Genomic DNA, 22,332 nt, shown 5'->3' with positions numbered 1-22,332 from the left:
CGGTCACGGTCCATGGAATCTACATTGTCCATGGTGACATCCATCTCTTCAAAATAGAGATAGGTCAGAATATCGGCGGCCGATAGAGAGCCGCCTGGATGTCCGGACTGGGCCCAGTAGACCTGATTCAGAATATTTTTACGAATATTCAATGCGTGTTTTTCTAATTCTTTCATAGAGATTCTCCTATAGAGCTTCTTTGGTCGCAATCACATCCACACCCGTTCCTGCGACATTTTCCAAAACGACATCTCCAATATGAACCGGAGCCTGTACTTTGACAGATTTGAGATCTTTCATACATTCAAAGATCTTGTCCTTAGGAATATCATGCGCCGTTTTTACAGAGATCATGATTTCTTCCTTTGAACCGCTGACCGGAACGATACTGGTCACAATACGCGTTGGATTGGTCACTTCCTTACGGGCGTAAATATCACCTTGCTGACAAGTGTTTCCTGAAACCGAAATCACTTTCCCGTCTTCCATTTCCACACTCAAAGCACAACCCATAGGACATCCAATACATGTAAGTTCTCTTGTTTCCATATTATTTATCCTCCAGTGTGATACGAATCGTTGATGGATCCACTTCCATCAGTTTTTTCTTCGTTAAAATGATCTGTTCCATTTCACCAGGAGCCAGGATCTTCGATGGTTTATGAAGAATTCTTTCATCATCCAGATACACACTGATGAAATGATCTTTATAAACACCGCCGACACGGAAACGTACGGTCAAAAGATCGTCCATATCTTCCGGACGCACAACGAATGGAACACTGTAGCGAACCCCGTTGTCGGTCTGGATCGGAATCGTCTTGGTCGCCTTTACTTCCTGATCTTTTAAATATTTCACGGCATTTTTTCCGGCCTGTTTGGCTTCCTGCGATACAAAGTCTACCAGGTCATGCACATGCAGAACATTTCCGCAGGCAAAGACACCGTCAATGGTCGTTTCCAAAGATTCATTGACCTTTGGTCCTTTGGTGATCGGGCTGATCTCAATACCGGCCTGATTGGACAATTCATTTTCCGGAATCAGACCGCACGACAACAACAGCGTATCACACGTATATCTCTCTTCCGTTCCCGGTACCGGTTTCCCATCTTTGACCTCGGCAATCGTGACTGCTTCTACACGTTCTTTCCCCTCAATATCTACCACCGTATGACTTAGCTTCAAAGGAATGCCAAAGTCATCCAGACACTGTACGATATTCCGTTTCAGACCGCCTGAATAAGGCATCAGTTCCGCAACGACCTTTACTTTTGCCCCTTCCAGGGTCATTCTTCGAGCCATGATCAATCCGATATCGCCAGATCCTAAGATCACAACTTCTTTTCCCGGCATCAAGCCATCGATATTGACAAGTTTCTGCGCCGTTCCTGCACTGTAGATTCCAGCTGGTCGATACCCTGGAATGTTCAAGGCGCCTCGAGGTCGTTCCCGGCATCCCATCGCCAGAATGATGGCTTTGGCCTGGATCTGGAACAAACCTTCTTTAGAATTCATGGCCGTAACGACTTTATCCGATGAAATGTCCATGACCATCGTATTCAATTTATAAGGGATCTTCTGTTCCTTCACTTTTTCAATAAAACGGCTGGCATATTCTGGACCCGTCAGTTCTTCCTTGAACGTATGCAGTCCAAATCCATTATGGATACACTGGTTCAGAATTCCTCCCAGTTTGGTATCACGTTCCAGAATCAGAATATCTGTTTCCCCTGCTTCTTTTGCGCTTAATGCGGCTGCAAGACCTGCCGGTCCTCCGCCGATGATTACAACATTTACCTTTTTCATTGTCTTGCCTCCTACAGATCTTCTTTATCGTTTCCTACGATAAAGTTCGAATGCCCGCCGGATTTACTTACATTATACATATCGATATCCGAAACTTCGTTAGATAAGATCTCCATTACACGCGGACTGCAGAAACCAGCCTGGCATCTTCCCATACCGGCTCTGGTACGGCGTTTTACACCATCCAGTGAACGGGCCGGGATCACACGATGCAGTGTTTCCACGATCTCCCCTTCTGTCACCATTTCACAGCGGCAGATGATCGTTCCATAACGAGGATCTTTTTTGATCAGTTCGTTTCTTTCTTCCAATGTCATTTCAGAAGGTTTGATCAAACCTTTGCGCGTTTTCTTAAAATCTGGTTTTTCAACGGATCCCGTTTTTTCCTGGATCATTTTGGCAACCATCACACCAATGGCCGGACAGGAAGAAAGACCTGGCGATTCAATACCGGCAACATCAATAAAGTTTGGTGCATCCTTGACTTCTTCAATGATAAATTCATGATCTGGATGATGGGCACGAAGTCCGGCAAACGAAGTGATCACATCACGCATTGGAAGATTCTTTACGGCCATGGAAGATTTCATGGCGACTTCATCCAACCCCTTGCGTGTTGTATTGACCCCTTCCTTGTCTTCGATATCCATGCTTGTAGGTCCTACCAGCATATTTCCATGAACGGTCGGTGTGACCAGGACCCCTTTTCCCATCTTCGTTGGAAGCTGGAAGATCGTATGGGCAACATGTTTTCCTGCACTCTTATCCAGCAGGTAATATTCTCCCTTTCGAGGGATGATCTCCATTTTGTCTTCGCTGACCATATTATGGATCGTATCGGCATAGACGCCTGCGGCATTGATCACATATTTGGTATTGAATATACCTTTTGGTGTATGGATCTCATAATGATCTTCTATTTTTTTGATCTCTTCTACCGGGGAATCAAAATAAAATTCCACGCCGTTTTCAGCCGCATTTTCCGCCATGGCCAGATTCAGTTCAAACGGACAAACGATGCCTGCACTTGGCGCATACAAAGCCGCTACGGCTTCATCGGAGATATTTGGTTCCATTTCTTTTAATTCATCGCGTTCTACGATGCGAAGTCCGGGAACCCCGTTGGTCACTCCACGATTGTAGAGCGTTGTTAATCCATCCCGGTTTTCTTCATCGGTACAAACCACAAACGAACCGATTCGTTTGAATGGAATGTCCAGATCTTTGGCAAGCTCATCCATCATGGCATTGCCTTCTACATTCAATTTTGCCATCAGCGTACCTTCCTTGGCATCATAGCCGGCGTGAATGATGGCACTGTTTGCCTTGGATGTTCCGCAACAAACATCTTCACATTTTTCCAGAACCGCGATCTTCAGCGGATAGCGTGAACATTCACGGGCAATCGCGCTGCCGCTGACACCGGCTCCAATGATGATTACATCGTACATAGTACCCCTCCATTTATCGTCTTTATACACTGTAAATCTAACCCACTAAAAATGGGTTGTCAAACTTCGAAATGCCTTTAAATAAAGGATTTACAAGCCTTTTACATTAATCAAAACTTTTGATTAATCCATTTTTGTCTATCGGTTTTCTCTCCCTTTTCCAAAGTCTTCTTTTTACGCCTTTTTCTTGCGTCGCCAATTAATCATAAGTATAATATTAATAATCAAAACAAATTTGATTAATTGATTTCTATTATTCAAAATAAATCAAAAATTTAAGGAGAAAGTTATGGGAAAACGCAAGAAAATCACCACCCGCGACATTGCCGAATACACCGGACTGTCACAGTCCACCGTTTCTATGATCCTCTCCCACAAAGAGAACGTTTCCTTTTCTAAAGAAACTCAGGACATCGTCTTCCAGGCCGCCAAAAAGCTGGGTTACAAAAATGAGCCTGGAAAGACCCGCCAGAATCAGAAAGACCTTCACCAGACCATCGTGGTCATGGCGCCGCATCTTTCCAACAGTTATTACGCGACCCTGATCCATTCCATTGTTTATGAAGCGAAAAAACACAATTACTCTGTTTTTACGATCACAACCATGCGAAACGCACAGCAGGAAGATTATTATTATGACCTTCTATCCAATCTGGATCTGGCCGGGATCATCTACCTCTATCCGCCGACAAAGATCTCCAAGGCCAACGCCCTCTATAAAAGAATGCCGGTGGTATCCATTGGAGACAAACCGCAGGGCAGCCGCTTTGATTCCGTGGAATTGAACGGTTTAAGCGCCGGGCATCTTATGGGCGAATACCTTTTGAATCTGGGGCATGAAAAGATCACTTTTATTTCTGCACCGGTCATGGGCAAAGAGATTTCCCGTATCCACCGGTACGAAGGTCTGATCCACGCCTTTGAAGATCAGGGAAAAGATCCCTCCAGCATCAAGCTCAAGACCATGTCTTTGGCCCAGTATGAAAGCATTCAGACCGAAAACATTGAATATCAGGTCGGATACGAACTCACGATGGAAGTCCTGGAAGAAGGAACGGATTCCACCGCTTTGGTTGCCAACAACGACATGACCGCACTGGGTGTACTGTCCGCTTTAAAAAGCGAAGGATATAAGGTTCCAAAAGATTTCTCCGTGGCCGGTTTTGACAATATCTTAATGTCTTCGCTTCCAGACATCTCCTTGACGACCATTGAACATGCGACATTTCTTAAAGGGAAAGAAGCGGTTGATATTATTTATAAGAAACATCTCAAGAACAAAGATCAAAAGTCGCATCCGTATATTCTTCGTCTGGAATATGAACCGGAACTGATCATTCGTAAAACAACCGGAAAACCAGGAAAGTAAAAGACTCTAAGGCCAGACCTTAGAGTCTTTTCTTAATCTAACAGGTCTGAAAGAACTCCAATATTCTCGATCATGATATCCGGCTGGATCGGATTGTCCGGAACTTCTTCTTTCTTTGTCTCCCCGCTCAGCACCAGGATACTGACCACTTCGCTTCCGTCGGCTACCGCGATATCGGTATACATGCGGTCTCCTACAATGGCGATCTGATCGGCATCCAGGCCAGTCGCCTTCTGGATATAATCCAAGGTTCTGTGGCTTGGCTTTCCAAAGAATTCCGGATATACACCGGTACTGGACTCGATGCATCGGGCAATGCTTCCGCAGTCCGGGATAAACTCTCCGCCTTCAATAGGACAATTGAGATCCGGATTGATTCCATAGTATGTCTTTCCATGACGGATAAATGTACAAATTTTCTCTAATTTCTCATAGGTCAGTGTCGTATCAAATCCTAAGATCACGACATCCGGATCCTGATCGTCCAATGTCCATCCGGCTTTTTCAAACGCTCTAAGCAAAGCCGGGGTCCCTACCACATAAAGGCGGGCGCCAGGATGGTGTTCACTTAGATACTGTAGGATCACATCGGTGGAGACCATCATCTGTTTTTCCGTGATATGGATATCCATCTTATCCAGCTTTGTGATATAGGCTTCCAGATCCTTTGAGGAATTGTTGGTGAAGAAATAATAATCTCTTCCCGTTTCCTTGACCTTGTTTAAAAACTTGTGCGTATAAGGAAACAAATCATTACCCAGATAGATCGTTCCATCCATGTCCAGAATGAACGCTTTGATCCCCTTCATTCTTTCTTTGATCTCGTTTAAATTTGTCAGCATAATCAAACCTAATTTTCTTTATAGTACTCTACAAAGACATCGCTGTATTCTTCCAGCAAGCCCAGATCCCACAGCAGCTGCAGCAAGCCATAGCGAACCCGAACTTCCTTGGCCAAAATCAAGCTGTCCTTTGTCATCACATCATCGATTCCTACCTGTTCAGGACGGTAAGGCGCCTCAACGGATTTTAAGATATTCACAACATAGTCTGGTTCTGGTAAATCCTTTCGAATCACATCTTGGATCTCACTCCATTTTTCAGAAATCGTATCAATGCGTTTCAAAGCTTCTTCGATATTATTTTTACCGGCCTTCTTTTCTAAAGCCAAAACACCTTCGGCAGCTCCTTCAAATTTTTCCGTTACCAGTGTTTCCCATTTCTTTTCATCAAATTGTTTAACTTTTTGTCTGCACTGATCAAAGTCTATATCTTCATTGACCAGTTTATACCATAGCGCTATCACTCCGGGGGTTGCCAACCCTACTTTAGTTCCGTGGAAAACTGGAGGTCTATGTTCAAACAAAAACTTCATTTCCCAATAATGAGAAACATGATGTTCACTTCCTGAAGCCGGACGGGAATTGCCTACAAAACCCATGGCCATTCCGGTTTCAACCAAAGCTTCGGTAATGGCTTGGATGGCCTTTTTATCGCGGGTAAGAACCCCATCTGCGTTCTCTACAACTTCTTTGATGGATTTATATACCATATCCACTATGGTCTTACAGTAATACTCATCATTGATAATGTGAGCAATTTTCCAATCCACCAGACAATTATATTTTCCTATGATATCTCCCAAGCCTGCTTTGATCATATCAATAGGAGCATTTCTTAATACTTCAAGATCGCCAAAGATGGCTGTAGGAACATGACAGTCATACGTTGTCTTTAAGTCATCTGTGATCAAAGCCGCTCCCACAGAGGCAAAACCATCCATACTTGGTGCGGTGGCAACGATACCATAATCTAAACCAACTTTTTTAGAAATAAATTTACTAAGATCATTCAGCGTTCCTGATCCAATTCCTAAAATATAATCATACTTTTGTTTCATTCCCAAAAGGATGTCGAAGACTGTTTTTTCGTTGGGAACAACTTCTCCTTTTAGGACAACAGAATCTGTCTGGATACCCTTTTCATTGAAATAAGTTTCCAGTTCTTTTCCGTATGCCTTTTTCGTATTTTCATCTTCAATCAAATAAATGACCTTATATTGGTTTTTATCTAGAAATCGAACAATATCTTCTTTTACGTTGTCTTTGATCTGTACCGTCGACAAATTGGTAACATGATGTTTTTGACAGTCACACTCAAAATCATGTCCCAGGTAATCGTTGATTTCAAAAGCGTTTACATCAATTTTCATACTCTATACCTAATCCATATTCACAAAACAGCGCATGGCTGACTCAACATCTTTTTGCATGGCATCCTGCCCTGCCTGAGCAATGTCATGGAAGAACTTTGTTGGGCAAGCCTGACTGGCTCCTTCGCCTCCAGCCTTATCCATATAGGTGAAATAGTTGATCTTGCGAACTCCGTTTTCAATCACCTTTTTATAATCTTCATGACTAACACCGCTTCCGCCATGCATGACAATAGGAACCCCTGTTGCTTCGCTTAATTCTTTGACCAACTCAAAATCAAGATTTGGTTCTGAGAAATATTCCCCATGCACCGTTCCAAAAGAACAGGCCAGACAGTCTACCCCGGTTTTTTCCACAAAATCCTTGGCCTCAGCAGGATCTGTGTAGTTGCTTCGATCGGATTTACGGTTTTCCGTGATTCCCTCATTATTCAAGGTAATCCCTGCCATTTTTCCAATTTCTGCTTCAATACTAACATTGTATTTACGAGCCATTTCAACTGCCTTTTTTGTCATTTCAACATTTTCTTCATAAGGAAGAGCCGAGCCGTCAAACATCACAGAAGTAAATCCCATTTTTAGAGATTTTTCAATATAGTCCAAATTAACTCCGTGATCCAGATGAACAACAACCGGAACTTTGGCTTGTTGGGCCATAAGAACCATCACCGGGCCAATCGTATCCAGATCCATGACATGATTTTCCTCATGCGTCTGAGCAAAGGCAATGATCGTTGGCATATCTAATTTTTCAGCGGTATCCAACACCGCAAGGATGTTTTCAAAATTTACGATATTGAAGGCCCCTAAGGCAATGTTTTTTTCTTCGGCGATTTTAAACACATCATTTAAAGTTGCTAGCATATTTTTCCTCCTTATTTAGAAAACTTGATCATTACTTTATAAGTATCTGGACGGCACGCACATTCCATGGCTTCTTTGATTTCCTGATACGGATAAACGGCTTCAATCAGCGGTTTTACATCAATGATGCCTTTCGATATGCAGTCGATGGCCTGGGCAAAAGTTTCAATCGTTCCATTTTGGGTACCCGTCACAACGATTTCCTGCGAATGCAGTCTACCGGCATCCACCAAAATTGGATCGTTTGGATGAATCGAGCTGAACATATTGCACACGCCACTTTTCGCTGTCATTTCAATAGCTTGGGCTGCAACGGCTGGAATGGCTGTTGTATTCTCAACAACATTGGCACCTCTTCCTCCAGTCAGTTTTTTTACTTCTTCAACCGGATCACATTCCATAGGATTGATCACGGCATCCGCTCCCATTTTCAAACCAAATTCACGGCGCGCGGCATCGGTCTCGCTCAAAATCACACGGGCACCTTGTTTCTTGGCACAAAGAACATGCAGAAGGCCCATAACGCCGCCTCCAATTACAACAACATCATCCCCCATTTTAATATGAGAGCGATTGATACTGTTGATCACACAGGCAAGCGGCTCTGTAAATGCAGCTTCATCATCCGGTGTTTCTTTAGGATATACATACAAATGTCTTGCCGGAACCGCAACATATTCGGAAAATCCAAAGAACCCGGATAATCCGTCTGGATTAAAATAAGATTTTCCTTTTGTAAAGTTTGCACAGATGTTTTCGTGATGATGTTTACAGTCATAACACATTCCGCAATCATCGATGATATACGGAATGACATGATCCCCTACCTGAACCATGGATGGGTCCACATCCGCACCCAGTTTTTCTACTACAGCACTGTACTCATGCCCACCTACGCGAGGATAAGACCATTTACTTCCTTTATAATCACGAACATCGTTTACACAAATTCCTGAAGTCAAAACTCGAACCAGGACTTCATCGGGTTTAATTTCCGGAACAGGGATCTCTTCAATTGAATATTTTCCAGGTTCCACTAATACACAAGCTTTCATTTCTTTTCCTCCTTCTCCAAAAAATAAAGAAGAGACACAGCATATTCGCCGGTCTCTTCCTTTAAAACTATGCTGTTAAAATTCCTGTCAGGCCTCCAACAACACCAATGACAACGATCAGAATAATGATCTTGATGGAAGTCCAGCGTTTTTTCATCAGCCAGTAAACAAGCATTGTAAATCCTAATGGCAAGATCTTTGGCATTACGGCATCAAACAATGTTTCCTGTACGTTGAAGGTCGAACCAGAAGTAACGATTTCTAATCCACACTTACAAGTTACATAGTTGGCAATCAAGCCACCCATAACCATACAACCCATAACCTGTGCACCTAGAAGCAGTTTGTCCAAGACACCTTTTTCCAGGAAATCCATAATGGCATCCGAGCCTTGCTGATAACCAAAGAAGAAGTTCGCAAAACTGAACACATAAGAAATCGCAAGCATTAAGATCAAATACGCAATAGAACCCCAAACAGTTCCCGTTAATGTAATATCAATACAGATGGCCAATAAGATTGGGATCAATACACCTTGATAGATCGTATCTCCAATACCTGCCAAAGGTCCCATCAAAGAAGTTTTTAAAGAAGTGATGAAATCACCTGGGATTGGTTCCCCTAAAGATTTCTGTTCTTCCAAAGCAATAGCCATACCCAGAATACAAGAACCAAATTCGATATGAACGTTAAAGAATTCCATTTCACGTTCCATAACTTCTTTACGTTTTGCAGCCCCATCTGGGTCGTCTTTATACAAGTAATTGATAACAGGTACAAATGTGTGTCCACAGGCCATACCCATCATACGTTCGTAGTTATAACAGCACTGTACCCATGTTTCCCAGTTAAATGCGGCATGATACAAGGCTTTCTTAGGGATGACGTGTTTGATTTTGTTTTCTTCAGCCATATTAGAAATCCTCCTCTAATTCAGCATCTTGTGCAATTGAGCTCTTATCATTTCCGTGTTTGTAAGCCAACTGAACATAGATCAAAGCGATTAATAAAGCAATAACACCTAAAGGAAGTAAACCTAATCCGGAATATACCGCAACAACAAATCCAAAGAATAAGAATACGCGGCTTTCTCCCTTGAAGATATATTGCAGAGTAATGGCGATACCTAGAGCCGGCATCAAACCACCAATGATCTGGAAGATCTTCAATGGAGTACCAGATAACATCTCTACGAAGTCCTGAATATAGGCAGCACCGAAATAAGCAGCCAATGAACAAGGAATGATACAAATGACAGCTGCCATGATCTGTGGCAACAATACGTTAGAGATCCAAATGCGATTATATTGTTCTTTTTCTACAAAACGATCTCCAACATGAACGAAGATGGAATCCAGCGTCATACGTGCATACCATACTAATGTTCCCAAGATTCCAATTGGCACAGCCAATGCCAATGCTGTATCGGCATCCAATCCACCGGTAATGGCATAAGTTGCTCCCAGTGTACCGGCCAATGCCATATCAGCTGGCATAGATCCACCTGCGGAAATAAATCCCAGGTATACCAAGTTGATAGAAGCTCCAACCATTGCACCTGTTAAGGCATCGCCTAAAATGATCCCGGCGATCCAACCACATACCAATGGCCGCTGGATGGTCCACAAACCGACAAATGGTAAGTTTGCTTCACCGATCCAATACAAGATTCCTAAAAGGACTGCTTGTAAAACCGAAATTGACATAAACTTCTCTCCTCTCTTCCTAATTCTATTTATGTCTGCAGATTCAGCCGTTACAACAAATTGTTGATATCGACAACCTTCTGCTCAGGTACTAATTGATAGTAAACATTGACACCTTTATCTCGCATGCGGCGAATGGAATCCACTTCTTCCGGACTTGCGGAAACATTATTCACAAAAGGTTTTCTATCCCCACGGATTCCCATTCCACCAAGACAAACCGCCTTGATATCAACGCCTCCATTGATCAATTGTTCAAAAACGATTGGTGTTTTTGTCAAAACAATAACTCTTTCCCCACCTGGATCTGGTTTCTGTAAAGCTTTTGTTGCTCCTTCCACTGTCAAAACGGCTACTTTTGTTCCCTGTGGAGCCAGGGCCATTAATACACGCTTATTAAATTTGTCATTTGCCACTTGATCGTCTACAATAACAATTCGGTTTGCACTAAGGCTTGGGGTCCAGGCCGTAACAACTTCCCCATGAATCAGACGATCATCCACTCTGGCTAAAACGATGTTTCGCATTCTTCATCCTCCTCTTCCATATTCATCATATCCGCTAAGTATTTACGGACATCCTGTACAGTGCTTCCTGCGAGTTTCATTGCTTCATCACAAATCTCTCCGGCATTTTTACCATTGCTTCTCATGATCAAGATTTCCATTAACAACGGAACATTGATTCCCGTCATATGATAAACATCATATTGATTCATGAGCTGAACAACGGCATTGAATGGACTTCCATAAAACAGATCCGTTAGAATAAGAATTTCTTCTCCCTCAGAAGCCTTTTTTAGTTCTTTTTCAATGTTTTCTTTTAAAATATCGACTCCCTGTTCCGGATACAGCCCAACATAAGCTAAGTTTTCCTGCGGGCCTAAAACCATTTCCATGGTTTCATAAAGTCCTTTTGAAAAAGAACCATGAGATACTAAAACGATCCTCATATACATCCTCCTTTCTTTCATGTTTTTGAAACAATTTGCTGAAAGCGTTTACATCTTATGGCCACATTGTATCCAATAACGATATTCAGTTATCACAATAAAATTCGTATTAATTACGCAATAGATTTTAAGGCGTTATATACTTTCTTATATTTTCGGTATCCCTCATTGTATTTCTTCACCAGTTCACATTCTGGTTCGTATGTTTCCTGCACCTCTTCTTTAACAGGTTTGACTGGTATTTGCGATTGTAACGCCAATAAACACACCCCATAACAAGGAGAAGCTTTTTTACTCACCACATCTAAGCGCACATTGAGAATCGAGGATAAGATTCGCATCCAGAGATCACTCTTTGTTCCCCCACCGTTGATTTGAACGCTTTGAGGCCATACCTTAAGTCCCATATTTTCCATAACTTCTCTTAAAGCATAGCCAACTCCTTCCAGAACGGCCTGTGTCATGTCTTTTCGTTCTGTATTGGCACTTAAACCTATAAAAGCCCCGCGAATGTCCAAATCGCTATAAATCAGCTTGTCTCCTGTGATATGAGGAAAAAAGAGAACGCCATTATTTCCTAAATCTTGTGTTTGAATGGAATCCTGATCTACCGAAAAGTCTTTCGTTAAAACACCTTTCTCGACCCACCACTTCTGGGCCCCGCCGGCAGAGCGCACCGTCCCCTGTACAATATTCACCACAGAATCTCCCAAAGCGCTAAAGAGTACGTTTTTTCCTTTCCCTTCAAAATCACCGTCTTCTTTGGCAATCAGGATCACGCCAGAAGTCCCTAAAGATATCACAGGGGCTTTGTGCTCCATAAGGTCCAGCGAAACAGCATTCGCAGGATTGTCTCCTGTTCCAACGATGACCTTGGGTTTTATTTCCAATCCCAACTGGTTGCAAATTTCCGGCAATATCTCGCCTATAACATGGCAACTTGGATAAACTGTTCCTAAAACGTCCTCTGAAACCCCGCATTTATCCATCATGATCTTCGACCACTTTTTTGTCTGAATGTCATAAAGAGAACTTGTAGACGCATCACAATAATCCAGACCATAAGCCCCTGTCAGACAATGTACGATATAGTCATAAGGAGTCATGATATGGCAAACCCGACAAAATAAATCAGGATTGTTTTTTTTCAGCCAAAGCGTATTGATTGCCGGACTTCCCGGGGACAGAATACGAGAAATGTATTTTGTTTCTTCATATCGAGAAAGTTCTTCCTTTAAAGGCGGCACTTCATCAACCGTCCGTAAATCATTCCACATGATTGCCGGACAAACAGGAATCCCTCCTTGATCCAAAAATACCGTTGTGTGCATCTGGCCTGTTACTCCAACCACGATTTCTTCTTCTTTTCCAATGCATTCTATCGCTTCTTTGAATCCTTTAATAACCGCATCAAACCATATGGATGGATCAATTTCACGATATCCTTCCTCCGGTTCATCAAATGTGTATGAATAGCTTTTTTCAAAAATCACCGTTTGATCTTCAGACAGGACCAGTGTTTTTAAAGAAGATGTCCCAATATCAAATCCTATCGCAACCATGATATTCCTACTTTAAATCATTGATGATCAAAACTAAGTCGCTGGCCGTTTGGGCAACATTTTCAACGGCTTTTTTGCACAGTCCAAACAAATTGGCTTCTTTATGATTCTTCTCATAGGCTTCACCAAAAGTACGAATATAGGCTGACCGCAAATCCGAACCATAGTTGATTTTCAACATGCCGTATTGTTTCATTGCTTTGACTTGTTCAAACGGAATACCCGATCCTCCATGCAGAACCAGAGGTACAGGAGAAACTTCATAGATTTCTTTTAACAAATTCAAATCCACTTTGGGCTCCACATCAAATCCGTGAACATTGCCAATGGAAACCGCCAGCAAATCACACCCAGAACGTTCTACAAATTCTTTCACCAATGCAGGATCGGTATGACAGTCTGCTTCACTGACATGATCATCTTCTTTTCCCATAATGGCACCCAGCTCGGCTTCTACAGGAATGTTGTAGAAATGACAATACTCCACCGTTCTTTTTACTTCGGCAATGTTTCCTTCAAAGTCCTGGTCAGAAGCATCGACCATAATCGAAGAAAAACCGGCATCTACACAGGCTTTCACATCTTCAAAACTTTTTCCATGATCCAAATGCAGGCCAATCGGGGTATCGGTTCCTTTTAAAAACTTATTTGTCAAATAAGCAATTGTTTCCGGATCGGAAAGATGCAGGTTGTTAGAAGAGATTTGAATCATCCCCGGCATATGAACCGCGTTCAGTCCTTGAATGATCGCTTTTGTCATCTCTAAATTCGTTGTATTAAAAGCCGGAAGCATTACATTGCGCTTTTTCGCATATGCCATCAAATCAAAACCATTTACGATTTTCATTATCTTTCCCTCCTAATCTGAAAATTTGAGCATGACTTTATATGTGTCCGGTCTTGCAGCATATTCCATTGCTTCTGTCACATCCTGGTAATCAAACACTTTATCAATCAAAGGTTTTACATCGATGATTCCTTTTTCAATACAATCTACAGCTTGCGCAAAGGAACATTCTGTCGGGCTCACTGTCCCTGTTACTTTGATTTCCTGAGAATGCAGTCTGCCTGCATCCACTAAGATTGGATCGTTTGGATGCAATGAACTAAACATATTTACCGTTCCGCTTTTTGCTGCCATCTCGATTGCCTGTTTGGCCACAGCTGGAATTGCTGTCGTATTATAAACAACCTGAGCTCCTTTTCCGCCCGTCAATTTTCTAACTTCCTCAACAGCATCAGTATGAATGGGATCAATTACTTTATCCGCTCCCATTTTCAAAGCAATTTCTCTGCGTTTTTCATCCGTCTCGCTTACAATCACATAGGCTCCTTGTTTTTTGGCACAAAGTACATGAAGCAATCCCATAACACCTCCGCCAATGATCACAACATCATCTCCCATGCGAATGTTTGTTTTGTTGATACTGTTGATAACACAGGCCAATGGTTCAGTAAATGCAATTTCCTCATTCGATACAGAATCACTGTAATGATATAAATGTCTGGCTTTTACACAGACATATTCGGCATATCCCATATATCCGGATATTCCTTCTTCGTTATAAAATACTTTTCCGGATTCCGCTGCATCACAAAGGTTTTCCGCATTATGCTTGCAGCTGTAGCACATACCGCATTCTTCTATGATATAATTCACAACCTTCTGTCCCGGTTTAAAGAAGGATGGATCTACATCCGATCCCAATTTCTCAACGATACCGGCATATTCATGCCCGCCAATGCGAGGATACGTATACTTGGATCCTTTGTAATCCCGCACATCGTTTGTACAGATCCCAGCTGTTGTTACCCTAAGCAGAACTTCATCTGGTTTGGGCTGTGGGATGGGCAAATCTTCAATTTTATAAAGTAATGGTTTTTCAATTACACAAGCTTTCATAAGTACCTCCTTTTACCATTCCCTGTTTTCACAAAAATTATAAAAAAGAAAAGATTGCGCTTTTTTTAATCATTTTCAGATTAATTACGCAATCTATTTAAAGATTTTGTTGCATATTAATTATGCAAAAGGCAATGTTTTACACATTTGTCCTTCCGTTATTATAATGATGAAAAATCCGATTTATGATTTTCAATGCCCACAGAAAGGAGAGCTGCCAATGTTAACGAAAAGACAAGCCAGTATTTTTCTTGAACTGACTGAAAAAGTAAACGAATGGTTTAAAGCAAATTACTTTTCTAAAAAATACAACGTTAGTCTTCGTACGACTCAAAATGACATCAAGGCCATCAAAGATTTTGCGTCTGCAAACGAAAATGCTTTTGTCGTAGAATCTAAGGTCCCTTTCGGAACGCGCATTAAGATTGTTGATACAGAAAAATTCACAAAAAAACTGAATGAGATCCGCATGCAATCCGATGAACTCTCATTAAGCTATAAAGATGACAGAATCTATAAACTCTTACATTTCCTTTTGAACCAAAGGCAAAGCATCTCTTTGACAAAATGTGCCGATTATATTTATGTGTCAAAATCTACATTGGCCAACGATTTAAAAGATCTTGAAAAAGTATTGCATAAATTCTCATTGCGCCTGATCCAGTCAAAAGGATTGGTATATATTGACGGATTGGAACGTGACAAGAGAATCTGTTTGATGGAAAACGATTATAGTTATGTACAAATGCTTCCAAGCAATCTGATTTCCCCGAACGAATCCGCACAGTTTGAATTCATCCGGGAAGTCTTAATGGAAGAACTTTTGGATAAAAGATACCCTATTTCGGATGTGGAATTTCAAAATATCATCATATGGATCAATATTTCAATCAAGCGAATCAGTAATTTCTTCTATTTAAACGAAGAAGATATCAGTGATGAACAAAACTATGATGTTGAAATTGAAATTGCGAAAACCATTTTTGACCGTATTGAAAAGCACTATCTGATTCGTGTTCCTCAAACGGAAATCAACTTTTTAGGATTATACATCAATAATCACAGCAATTTCAGCGATACCGATTATATATCTGAGGACCTAAACACTTTTATTTTAGAGGCACTTCAAAAAATTTACGACATTTTCCCTACGGATTTCAGACACGATGTCAATTTACGAATGGAATTGGCTCTGCATTGTGTTCCTTTGATTTCCAGAGCGCGAAATAATGTCCAAATCAAAAACGAGATGTTAGACTATATCAAGCAAAGTTTTCCTTATGCCTTTGATATCGCAACGTATTTTTCTTATTTGCTGTCTTTGCGATACAAAATTCGAATCAAAGAAAGCGAGACTGCATTTCTGGCTATTTATTTCAACAAAAGCATTCAGGAATCTTCGGCTCTAAAAGGAAATAAAAAAATATGTATCATCACAAACTTAAAACGTTCTGAATATTTCTTACTGGAACAATATTTGTATGATAAATTCCAAAAGTATATTACATCCATCACCTTTGTCACGACCAAAGATCTGGAAACCTTGGATTTGGATCAATACGACTTATTCTTCTCCACCGAAGACAACCGAGCCACCGAGTCCGGATTGGCAACCAAGATCAATTTCTTTCCCGACGCATCCGAATTGGAAAAGATCAAAGTTCGTATCGAAGGCTTTAAAAATGTTGAAGACATCATGAGACTCTTTGATCCTCAGTTGTTCTTTATTAAAGATTATACGCAGAAACAACAGATTCAGGATTGTCTGGTATCCACGGCAATGAGACTTCATGACTGCAAAAATCTTAAAGAAGAAATTGAATTGCGTGAAGAATTCGGAAGTACGTATTTTGGTAATTCCATTGCGATTCTTCACCCTATGCATTCGACAACCGATTCATCATTTATTGGGGAAATTATTTTAGAAAAGCCTGCCTTGTGGGATCAAGAAGGAAATTATGTCAACCTCATATTCCTTGTCTGCATTCAAAACAACAATCTTGAAGCCTTCAGAGCATGGGAATATTTATCACCGCTTTTGTTCAACAACCAATTTAAACAAGAATTGCTGACCGTTCGGTCCTTTGAAGAATTTAAAAACGTTTGCGAAGAAAATCTTAAACTAAGTATGTTTTAGGAGGAAGCATTTTGACAATAGTACTGATTATCGTTGTGATTGCAGCGGGAATCCTATGGATTTTCCCAAAGGTCATGAAAGAAAGAATCTATAAGAAAATGACAGAAGCCCTTGCGAATAAGGAATATGAAAAACTGGAAGAGATCTTAGATGGATTCTGGTGCACCTTTTCCTATAAGCCTTATAACCGTGAATTCATGCGGTTGACAGCCTATACAATGCAGGGGGATAAGAAAAAAATTGAGGCTCAGTTTGATTCCATGTTTCAAAAGTTAAGAATGAGCACAAAACAAAAACTGCCTTTGGCAAAGCGTGCTTTTTACTTCTATCTGGAAACTTCACAATTTGAAAAGGCACATGATATGTTGACCCTCTGTAAAGAAGACCCAAACGAAAACGAGCTTTATGTGATGCAGATGATGTACGATATTCTGGCTGAGAAAAAAAGCAATCATATCCAGGAAATCAAGACCAGCCTGGATCAGCTAAAAAAGCAGAAAGAAGCGCTAAACAAAGAATCCAATCGGGTAAAGATCGGCGTTTACGAATATTTGATTGGACTTCAGTATCATTATCTTCAGAACAAGAAAACCAGTCGTTCATACTTGGAATCGGCTTTGAATCATTGTCGTCACACTCCGTATGAGCCAATGATTCAGGAGTTATTAAAGTCATGAACGAGAAAGAGCTCTACCAAATCAATGCTTCTTTGACGTGCATTGATTTATCCGATATTAAAAACGAAATGAAACGGATCAACGAATCGTCCATTCATGGATTCCATTATGATGTGGTTGACGGGAAATTCAATCACTGCTTCATGTTTGGAGACCGTATGTTGCCTGTTTTTAAGAAATTGACGCAGAAACCAATTGCCGTTCATCTCGCATGTGAAGACCCTGACTTATACATTCCCAGCTTTATTCAAAACGGAGCCGATTCGATCATCATCCATTATGAATCGAAGTGCAATGTATTAAACACGATCAAAGATTGTAAGCGAAAAGGAATAACACCGATTTTGGGATTTTGCTGCGACACAGAAGTTCCGGAGGACTTTCTTCAATACGCAAAAGAAGTCAACTCCATTTTAAAGCTTACTGTTTTCCCCGGCTTTTCTGGGCAAAGGTTTTACCAGCCTTCTCTGGCGCATATTCAAAAGATGCACAAACTGCTTTTGGAAAACGGCTTGGATATTCCTATTGAAGTGGATGGAAATATAAATAAGGATACGATTGCAGAATGCGTCAAGGCCGGTGCCCATTCTTTTACCGGTGGAACATCCGGCTTGTTTAATCAAAGACATAGCCTGCAGGAAAACATCGACTTATTATACAAAAAGATTAGAGAGGCTGCATTATAAATGGCAATTACACTCAATGAAAAAAGCATGATGGAAGAACTTAAATCTCTTCTTCAAGAAGATGAAAAATACGTTTCTGTCAGCTGGGCAACCTTATCGAACAGAACGCCTAAGTTAAGTGAATTCATGCAGGAAGGTGAGTTGAACAAGATAGGAAGTTCCAATATTTACTCCTATGTGGGAGTCACAAAAACCAGTTTAAATATTGTTACCTTAAATCCTTTGGATGTCACCCGGGTGACTGGGCGATTCAAAATTCCTTTGCATGAGATTCAAAATATCTCGATTAAGAATAACTTGTTACGATGCTCCATCACATTCTTTTTTGGCAAAGAAAATATTACCATCAACTGGCTGAAAGGGGCCGGAGGCACCGGTATAAAAAATCAACGAAACTATGTGCAAAGATTCGTTGATTTCCTGAATAAGCAGTATACCATATAACATTTCTCCCTTTTGAAAAGAGATCCGTTCCTTCAAACGGATCTCTTTTCTATTCCATTGAATACGCCCACATTCCCTGGCACTGGGAAATGATGGTGTTGATATCCCACTGTTTCTGCGAGCGGGATGGACTGTTTGGATCCTGAACCGTTACTTTTCCATCTTGGACATCCGTTGCCACGATAAAATGACCAACCTGTGTAAAGTCTCCCGGCATCATGCTGCAAATCACAGGGTGCCCGTTGACAAGTTCCTGTTCCAATTGAGAAAAAGAAATGCGGCTCACCTTTACGCCATATTTCTCAGCCGCCTTTTCCAGTAAGCTCCAATCTGTCCCGACCCCATTGACATACAGATTTTCTTCCATCGCATATTCGGCCAGTTTTACTGGTGTGATTGAAGCATCTTGAAGCAGAAAGCTAAAGATCATAGAAAGACATGTAGGCGCACAGCCTGTCTGATAAAAATAGGCTTCCCCATACGTTGTATAGCCCCATCTTAGATCCCACTGGCACAAGTAAGGGAACTCTTTTAAAGATTCTTCCAGCTTGGAAGGGGGATCTTCATATTGTTTACGCTGAGGATATTGGAGTACAAAATCTATGCGTTCCTCAGATAATTCCAAAAATTCTAAAATATCCTGCGAGTACGCATCGATGTTTTCCAGAATCTGAATATAGTCTTCCTTCCCCGACAAGGCCTTTTTCTTAATGGCCTTAAACGTACCTTTTTCTATCGTATCCGGACATTGGATGGCCTGAAGCTGGGCAATCTGTCTTTGTTCGAAGTAATCAAAAACTTTATACGTTCCAAAGCCAAGAGCCGCTATGATAAAAACAATCACGCATAGAAGTGTTCCTATCCGATCCAAACGAAGATTTCTTTTTTTATTGTTCATTGTTTCCATTATATCATTCTTAGAATCAAGGAAAAAGCGCCTGTTTTCACAGACGCTTTTCCAGAAAGTTTTTAAGAAAGGGAATTTTGATTATGAAGTGAGCCTTTATCCTTGGCTCGACTATACTATACAAAAGAATATTGAGATTGTTATGGAGAGATTATGTGAGAGTTTGTGAATCCTAAAAAGTTTCTAAACTCTGGATTCCTTTTCGTCCTTCCCGGATCAATTCTTCTTTTAACGCATTCAAATCCTCGATATGATCTTTTTTATAGATCGCATCCAGAACCATCGGCATATTCATTCCGCCGATGACGATCGTTCTCTCTTTTCGGCCTTCTTCTTTCAAGACTTCCAAAGCATTCAGAATCGGAGAACCGCTTAAAATATCCGTCAGTAAGACGATTTCATCGTCTTTGGAAAAAGAGGCAAACACAATGGAACAAGCTTCTTTAAACGTACCGGCATCCATATCCGGCTCCAGACAAAGCGAATAAACTTCCTTGCGGTTTCCCGCGATCATCTTTACGACTGAATGCATGCCTTTCGCTAATTCTCCATGGGAGACCAATACAATGTTTTTCATGATTCTCACTACTTTCTCTTTTTATGTTTCTTCCAGATCTGCTGGTTTTCTTTTAAGATCTGTGCGATCTTGTATGTACAGGGGATCTCTTCGTTTTTATTTAATACGATAAATCCCTTTTTAAATAATCCTTCCTTGAATTTAACTTCCCGTACTGAACGATAGCGGTAATATTGACCCAGATAATAAAACCCATCGTCTGTTAATAGACAGCGATAACGCATCAAGTTGTCAATCGCAAGGCCTAAAAAGAGAAGGCCCAGGCAGGCATAAACAACCATATAAGCCGATTCGACACCATCCAGATAGGCCAAGATACAAAATCCGATAATCACGGCGGCCAGGAAAATCATTGACAGTACATGCCATCTTGTATGATTGATATCCCGATAGTCCTGGTGTCCGGCAAGAAATTCACGCAGATTCTTTTTATATCGCTGATAGCGCTTGAATGTTTCCAATAAGATATAGAGCGAAAGAGCGATAAAGGCCACCGTAATGACCATCATTACGATACTTGAACTTTCCATGGTTTCATCCTTCCTTTTCGGACATTATACCATTTTCAAAACACGAACAAAATAAAATATGCTACAATACGCCTAGAAAGAGGGAATCTCATGGAAATCGCAAAAAACAATGTGGAATTAATGAATCGTTTAAACAGTTCCTCCAAATATCTTCAAAGCAATGATATGAAAGTTACCGAAGTTCGGGAAGGCTATGCCAAAGTGGAAATGATCATCGATGAACAGATCCTCAACGTCCATGGCTTTGTACACGGTGGGGCCTTGTTCTCCCTGGCCGATACCGTGGCCGGTGCTGCCAGCTTTGCCACTGGAAGAGACAGTGTGACCTTAACGGGAACGATCAACTACATCAAGCCGGGAAGAGGTGGAAAACTTATTGGGATCGCTCAGGAGATCTCCAGAGGACGAACGACCGGCGTCTATGAAGTCTTTATTTTCAACGATCGAAACACGCTTTTATCCCGAGCCACTTTCACCATGTTTTTCCTGGATTCCGACCGCATCAAAGCCAAAAAGGACAAGGAACATCATGTCCGATAAATTTATCACAAATACACTGTTTCTGTGCAGAGCCGGAATGATCCTTATCTTGATCTATACTCTTTATCGGTTAAGACAATATACCAGCAAACCCGGAATAAAACACGGAAATGTGATTTATTTTATTTTTTCTGTATTTTATATCGTTTGTATATTTTTGATCATGAACATTGAAAATCTGGTGAATCAGAACGTTCCTTTTTATGCCATTTCTACTTTTGTTCATGCCCTTGTGGGTTCCATTTTAACTTTGTTGTATTGCAGGCACAAAACAAAGTAAAGGCGCTATAGTTTCTTTCTATAACGCCTTTGTTTTTTATATTGATAGAAAAGAACGATTCCTACGAAGATCGATATCCACTGGGAAGTTGATAACACAAAGATCCCCCGGGCAAGATCGCCTCTTAGAAATTCAATAAAGAAACGAAACACGGCATAGCTCCCCATGTAACAGAACAACTTATTGCCGCGATAGAAATGGAGAAAAAGAAACAGACTTCCTTCTGCTGCCGCTTCCATCAATTGAACAGGGATACGATCACACCTTGGCGGATCGGCATAAGGTGAAATGTATTCGATGGAAAAAAATTGTGATTCCACGCCAAAACAACAGCCGCTAAAAAAACAGCCGATACGGGCAAAACTATGAAACAATGGGATCATCGGCACTAAGACCTGGCTCATCAAATAAAAATTCCGATGGTATTCCCGGCAATAGAGATACGCACCCGCAATAGCTCCCATTAATCCGCCATAATAGACAAACCCCGAAGAAATCAAATCGAGAAGGTTCTCTACCGCATGAAAACTGACGGCCACATAAAGAAGTTTTGCGCCTATCAGCGCCCCGACAGCGGCATAGATGCTCAGATAAAAGGCTTGTTCTCTATGTTGTTTAGGAATGGAAAAAGCGCCATAGACAAGACAGGCTCCTAAGCCAATCAAGGTCCATA

General features: G+C 41.1%; 25 protein-coding genes and 1 pseudogene. 7 read left to right on the top strand and 19 right to left on the bottom strand.

Annotation, left to right across the window (positions count from 1 at the left end; all coding sequences use genetic code 11):
* The 4 genes and pseudogenes from Q0K03_RS04110 to Q0K03_RS04095 all read right to left on the bottom strand — a co-directional run.
* Positions 1-182, bottom strand: a pseudogene (locus Q0K03_RS04110) (transketolase); the annotation flags it as partial.
* Positions 183-186: 4 nt separating this feature from the next.
* Positions 187-549, bottom strand: a complete 363-nt coding sequence (locus Q0K03_RS04105) for a DUF1667 domain-containing protein (RefSeq protein WP_297238019.1) — start codon at positions 547-549, stop codon at positions 187-189.
* A gap of 1 nt (position 550) precedes the next feature.
* A complete protein-coding gene (locus tag Q0K03_RS04100) occupies positions 551-1,807 on the bottom strand; it encodes an FAD-dependent oxidoreductase (protein ID WP_297238017.1) in 1,257 nt (418 codons plus the stop codon).
* Between the two features lie 11 nt (positions 1,808-1,818).
* Positions 1,819-3,258, bottom strand: a complete 1,440-nt coding sequence (locus Q0K03_RS04095; RefSeq protein ID WP_297238015.1) for an NAD(P)/FAD-dependent oxidoreductase — start codon at positions 3,256-3,258, stop codon at positions 1,819-1,821.
* 289 nt (positions 3,259-3,547) lie between these two features.
* Between Q0K03_RS04095 and Q0K03_RS04090 the strand changes: the two genes are divergently transcribed.
* Complete coding sequence (locus tag Q0K03_RS04090) at positions 3,548-4,627, top strand: LacI family DNA-binding transcriptional regulator (protein WP_297238013.1); 1,080 nt, start codon at positions 3,548-3,550, stop codon at positions 4,625-4,627.
* A gap of 32 nt (positions 4,628-4,659) precedes the next feature.
* Here Q0K03_RS04090 and Q0K03_RS04085 read toward each other — a convergent pair whose 3' ends face one another.
* The 11 genes from Q0K03_RS04085 to Q0K03_RS04035 form a co-directional block, all read right to left on the bottom strand.
* Positions 4,660-5,469 carry an HAD-IIA family hydrolase gene (locus Q0K03_RS04085; RefSeq protein ID WP_297238011.1) on the bottom strand — a complete coding sequence of 270 codons (810 nt, stop codon included), beginning with the start codon at positions 5,467-5,469 and terminating at the stop codon, positions 4,660-4,662.
* Positions 5,470-5,477: 8 nt separating this feature from the next.
* The gene (locus tag Q0K03_RS04080; protein ID WP_297238009.1) at positions 5,478-6,839 is read right to left on the bottom strand and encodes a sn-glycerol-1-phosphate dehydrogenase; all 1,362 of its coding nucleotides are present in this window, start codon (positions 6,837-6,839) and stop codon (positions 5,478-5,480) included.
* 9 nt (positions 6,840-6,848) lie between these two features.
* Entirely contained in the window at positions 6,849-7,703 is an 855-nt protein-coding gene (locus Q0K03_RS04075; RefSeq protein ID WP_297238007.1) for a class II fructose-bisphosphate aldolase, read from the bottom strand.
* A gap of 11 nt (positions 7,704-7,714) precedes the next feature.
* The gene (locus Q0K03_RS04070; protein ID WP_297238005.1) at positions 7,715-8,758 is read right to left on the bottom strand and encodes a zinc-binding dehydrogenase; all 1,044 of its coding nucleotides are present in this window, start codon (positions 8,756-8,758) and stop codon (positions 7,715-7,717) included.
* Between the two features lie 67 nt (positions 8,759-8,825).
* Positions 8,826-9,671, bottom strand: a complete 846-nt coding sequence (locus Q0K03_RS04065) for a PTS system mannose/fructose/sorbose family transporter subunit IID (RefSeq protein ID WP_297238002.1) — start codon at positions 9,669-9,671, stop codon at positions 8,826-8,828.
* A 1-nt stretch (position 9,672) separates the two neighbouring features.
* On the bottom strand, positions 9,673-10,464 hold the full coding sequence (locus Q0K03_RS04060; RefSeq protein WP_297238000.1) for a PTS sugar transporter subunit IIC: 792 nt from the start codon (positions 10,462-10,464) through the stop codon (positions 9,673-9,675).
* 50 nt (positions 10,465-10,514) lie between these two features.
* A complete protein-coding gene (locus Q0K03_RS04055) occupies positions 10,515-10,991 on the bottom strand; it encodes a PTS sugar transporter subunit IIB (RefSeq protein ID WP_297237998.1) in 477 nt (158 codons plus the stop codon).
* Positions 10,973-11,416, bottom strand: coding sequence for a PTS mannose transporter subunit IIA (locus tag Q0K03_RS04050; protein ID WP_297237995.1), 444 nt, complete (start codon positions 11,414-11,416; stop codon positions 10,973-10,975). The genes Q0K03_RS04055 and Q0K03_RS04050 overlap by 19 nt, the downstream gene beginning before the upstream one ends.
* A 113-nt stretch (positions 11,417-11,529) precedes the next feature.
* On the bottom strand, positions 11,530-12,978 hold the full coding sequence (locus Q0K03_RS04045) for an FGGY family carbohydrate kinase (RefSeq protein WP_297237993.1): 1,449 nt from the start codon (positions 12,976-12,978) through the stop codon (positions 11,530-11,532).
* Positions 12,979-12,985: 7 nt separating this feature from the next.
* Positions 12,986-13,825 carry a class II aldolase gene (locus Q0K03_RS04040; RefSeq protein ID WP_297237991.1) on the bottom strand — a complete coding sequence of 280 codons (840 nt, stop codon included), beginning with the start codon at positions 13,823-13,825 and terminating at the stop codon, positions 12,986-12,988.
* A gap of 12 nt (positions 13,826-13,837) precedes the next feature.
* Positions 13,838-14,881, bottom strand: a complete 1,044-nt coding sequence (locus tag Q0K03_RS04035) for a zinc-binding dehydrogenase (RefSeq protein WP_297237989.1) — start codon at positions 14,879-14,881, stop codon at positions 13,838-13,840.
* 220 nt (positions 14,882-15,101) lie between these two features.
* Here Q0K03_RS04035 and Q0K03_RS04030 point away from each other — a divergent pair, with 220 nt between their 5' ends.
* The 4 genes from Q0K03_RS04030 to Q0K03_RS04015 are packed head-to-tail and all read left to right on the top strand — an operon-like array spanning position 15,102 to position 18,825.
* Complete coding sequence (locus Q0K03_RS04030) at positions 15,102-17,018, top strand: PRD domain-containing protein (RefSeq protein WP_297237987.1); 1,917 nt, start codon at positions 15,102-15,104, stop codon at positions 17,016-17,018.
* Positions 17,019-17,029: 11 nt separating this feature from the next.
* Complete coding sequence (locus Q0K03_RS04025; RefSeq protein ID WP_297237985.1) at positions 17,030-17,695, top strand: hypothetical protein; 666 nt, start codon at positions 17,030-17,032, stop codon at positions 17,693-17,695.
* The gene (locus Q0K03_RS04020; protein WP_297237983.1) at positions 17,692-18,381 is read left to right on the top strand and encodes a ribulose-phosphate 3-epimerase; all 690 of its coding nucleotides are present in this window, start codon (positions 17,692-17,694) and stop codon (positions 18,379-18,381) included. Before Q0K03_RS04025 ends, Q0K03_RS04020 begins: the two co-directional genes overlap by 4 nt.
* Positions 18,382-18,825, top strand: a complete 444-nt coding sequence (locus Q0K03_RS04015; protein WP_297237981.1) for a hypothetical protein — start codon at positions 18,382-18,384, stop codon at positions 18,823-18,825.
* 49 nt (positions 18,826-18,874) lie between these two features.
* Here Q0K03_RS04015 and Q0K03_RS04010 read toward each other — a convergent pair whose 3' ends face one another.
* From Q0K03_RS04010 to Q0K03_RS04000, 3 genes are all read right to left on the bottom strand, one after another.
* Positions 18,875-19,723, bottom strand: coding sequence for a C39 family peptidase (locus Q0K03_RS04010; RefSeq protein ID WP_297237978.1), 849 nt, complete (start codon positions 19,721-19,723; stop codon positions 18,875-18,877).
* Between the two features lie 181 nt (positions 19,724-19,904).
* A complete protein-coding gene (locus tag Q0K03_RS04005; protein ID WP_297237976.1) occupies positions 19,905-20,309 on the bottom strand; it encodes a PTS sugar transporter subunit IIA in 405 nt (134 codons plus the stop codon).
* Positions 20,310-20,317: 8 nt separating this feature from the next.
* Positions 20,318-20,839 (bottom strand): hypothetical protein, encoded by a 522-nt coding sequence (locus tag Q0K03_RS04000; RefSeq protein ID WP_297237974.1) that lies wholly within the window; start codon positions 20,837-20,839, stop codon positions 20,318-20,320.
* Positions 20,840-20,929: 90 nt separating this feature from the next.
* On the opposite strand from Q0K03_RS04000, the gene Q0K03_RS03995 reads away from it, so the two are divergent.
* On the top strand, positions 20,930-21,379 hold the full coding sequence (locus Q0K03_RS03995) for a PaaI family thioesterase (RefSeq protein WP_297237972.1): 450 nt from the start codon (positions 20,930-20,932) through the stop codon (positions 21,377-21,379).
* On the top strand, positions 21,369-21,659 hold the full coding sequence (locus Q0K03_RS03990) for a hypothetical protein (protein ID WP_297237970.1): 291 nt from the start codon (positions 21,369-21,371) through the stop codon (positions 21,657-21,659). Before Q0K03_RS03995 ends, Q0K03_RS03990 begins: the two co-directional genes overlap by 11 nt.
* Before the next feature lie 5 nt (positions 21,660-21,664).
* Here the strand turns inward: Q0K03_RS03990 and Q0K03_RS03985 are convergent.
* A partial coding sequence (locus Q0K03_RS03985) for a prolipoprotein diacylglyceryl transferase family protein (protein ID WP_297237968.1) occupies positions 21,665-22,332 on the bottom strand: 668 nt, incomplete at its 5' end.

The organism is uncultured Faecalicoccus sp. (assembly GCF_944327125.1).
GTDB lineage: Bacteria > Bacillota_I > Bacilli_A > Erysipelotrichales > Erysipelotrichaceae > Faecalicoccus.
Note: the sequence above shows the minus strand (reverse complement) of the source record. Positions and strands in the feature narration are given on the sequence as shown.

Coding starts and splice junctions, on each gene's coding strand:
- Q0K03_RS04015 (WP_297237981.1), top strand. CDS start 18,382: ATGGCAATTACACTCAATGAAAAAAGCATGATGGAAGAACTTAAATCT.
- Q0K03_RS04000 (WP_297237974.1), bottom strand. CDS start 20,839: ATGGAAAGTTCAAGTATCGTAATGATGGTCATTACGGTGGCCTTTATC.
- Q0K03_RS04060 (WP_297238000.1), bottom strand. CDS start 10,464: ATGTCAATTTCGGTTTTACAAGCAGTCCTTTTAGGAATCTTGTATTGG.
- Q0K03_RS04005 (WP_297237976.1), bottom strand. CDS start 20,309: ATGAAAAACATTGTATTGGTCTCCCATGGAGAATTAGCGAAAGGCATG.
- Q0K03_RS04055 (WP_297237998.1), bottom strand. CDS start 10,991: ATGCGAAACATCGTTTTAGCCAGAGTGGATGATCGTCTGATTCATGGG.
- Q0K03_RS04100 (WP_297238017.1), bottom strand. CDS start 1,807: ATGAAAAAGGTAAATGTTGTAATCATCGGCGGAGGACCGGCAGGTCTT.
- Q0K03_RS04105 (WP_297238019.1), bottom strand. CDS start 549: ATGGAAACAAGAGAACTTACATGTATTGGATGTCCTATGGGTTGTGCT.
- Q0K03_RS04030 (WP_297237987.1), top strand. CDS start 15,102: ATGTTAACGAAAAGACAAGCCAGTATTTTTCTTGAACTGACTGAAAAA.
- Q0K03_RS04045 (WP_297237993.1), bottom strand. CDS start 12,978: ATGGTTGCGATAGGATTTGATATTGGGACATCTTCTTTAAAAACACTG.
- Q0K03_RS04040 (WP_297237991.1), bottom strand. CDS start 13,825: ATGAAAATCGTAAATGGTTTTGATTTGATGGCATATGCGAAAAAGCGC.
- Q0K03_RS04035 (WP_297237989.1), bottom strand. CDS start 14,881: ATGAAAGCTTGTGTAATTGAAAAACCATTACTTTATAAAATTGAAGAT.
- Q0K03_RS04050 (WP_297237995.1), bottom strand. CDS start 11,416: ATGAGGATCGTTTTAGTATCTCATGGTTCTTTTTCAAAAGGACTTTAT.
- Q0K03_RS03995 (WP_297237972.1), top strand. CDS start 20,930: ATGGAAATCGCAAAAAACAATGTGGAATTAATGAATCGTTTAAACAGT.
- Q0K03_RS04090 (WP_297238013.1), top strand. CDS start 3,548: ATGGGAAAACGCAAGAAAATCACCACCCGCGACATTGCCGAATACACC.
- Q0K03_RS04070 (WP_297238005.1), bottom strand. CDS start 8,758: ATGAAAGCTTGTGTATTAGTGGAACCTGGAAAATATTCAATTGAAGAG.
- Q0K03_RS04095 (WP_297238015.1), bottom strand. CDS start 3,258: ATGTACGATGTAATCATCATTGGAGCCGGTGTCAGCGGCAGCGCGATT.
- Q0K03_RS04075 (WP_297238007.1), bottom strand. CDS start 7,703: ATGCTAGCAACTTTAAATGATGTGTTTAAAATCGCCGAAGAAAAAAAC.
- Q0K03_RS04010 (WP_297237978.1), bottom strand. CDS start 19,723: ATGAACAATAAAAAAAGAAATCTTCGTTTGGATCGGATAGGAACACTT.
- Q0K03_RS04020 (WP_297237983.1), top strand. CDS start 17,692: ATGAACGAGAAAGAGCTCTACCAAATCAATGCTTCTTTGACGTGCATT.
- Q0K03_RS04080 (WP_297238009.1), bottom strand. CDS start 6,839: ATGAAAATTGATGTAAACGCTTTTGAAATCAACGATTACCTGGGACAT.
- Q0K03_RS04065 (WP_297238002.1), bottom strand. CDS start 9,671: ATGGCTGAAGAAAACAAAATCAAACACGTCATCCCTAAGAAAGCCTTG.
- Q0K03_RS04085 (WP_297238011.1), bottom strand. CDS start 5,469: ATGCTGACAAATTTAAACGAGATCAAAGAAAGAATGAAGGGGATCAAA.
- Q0K03_RS03990 (WP_297237970.1), top strand. CDS start 21,369: ATGTCCGATAAATTTATCACAAATACACTGTTTCTGTGCAGAGCCGGA.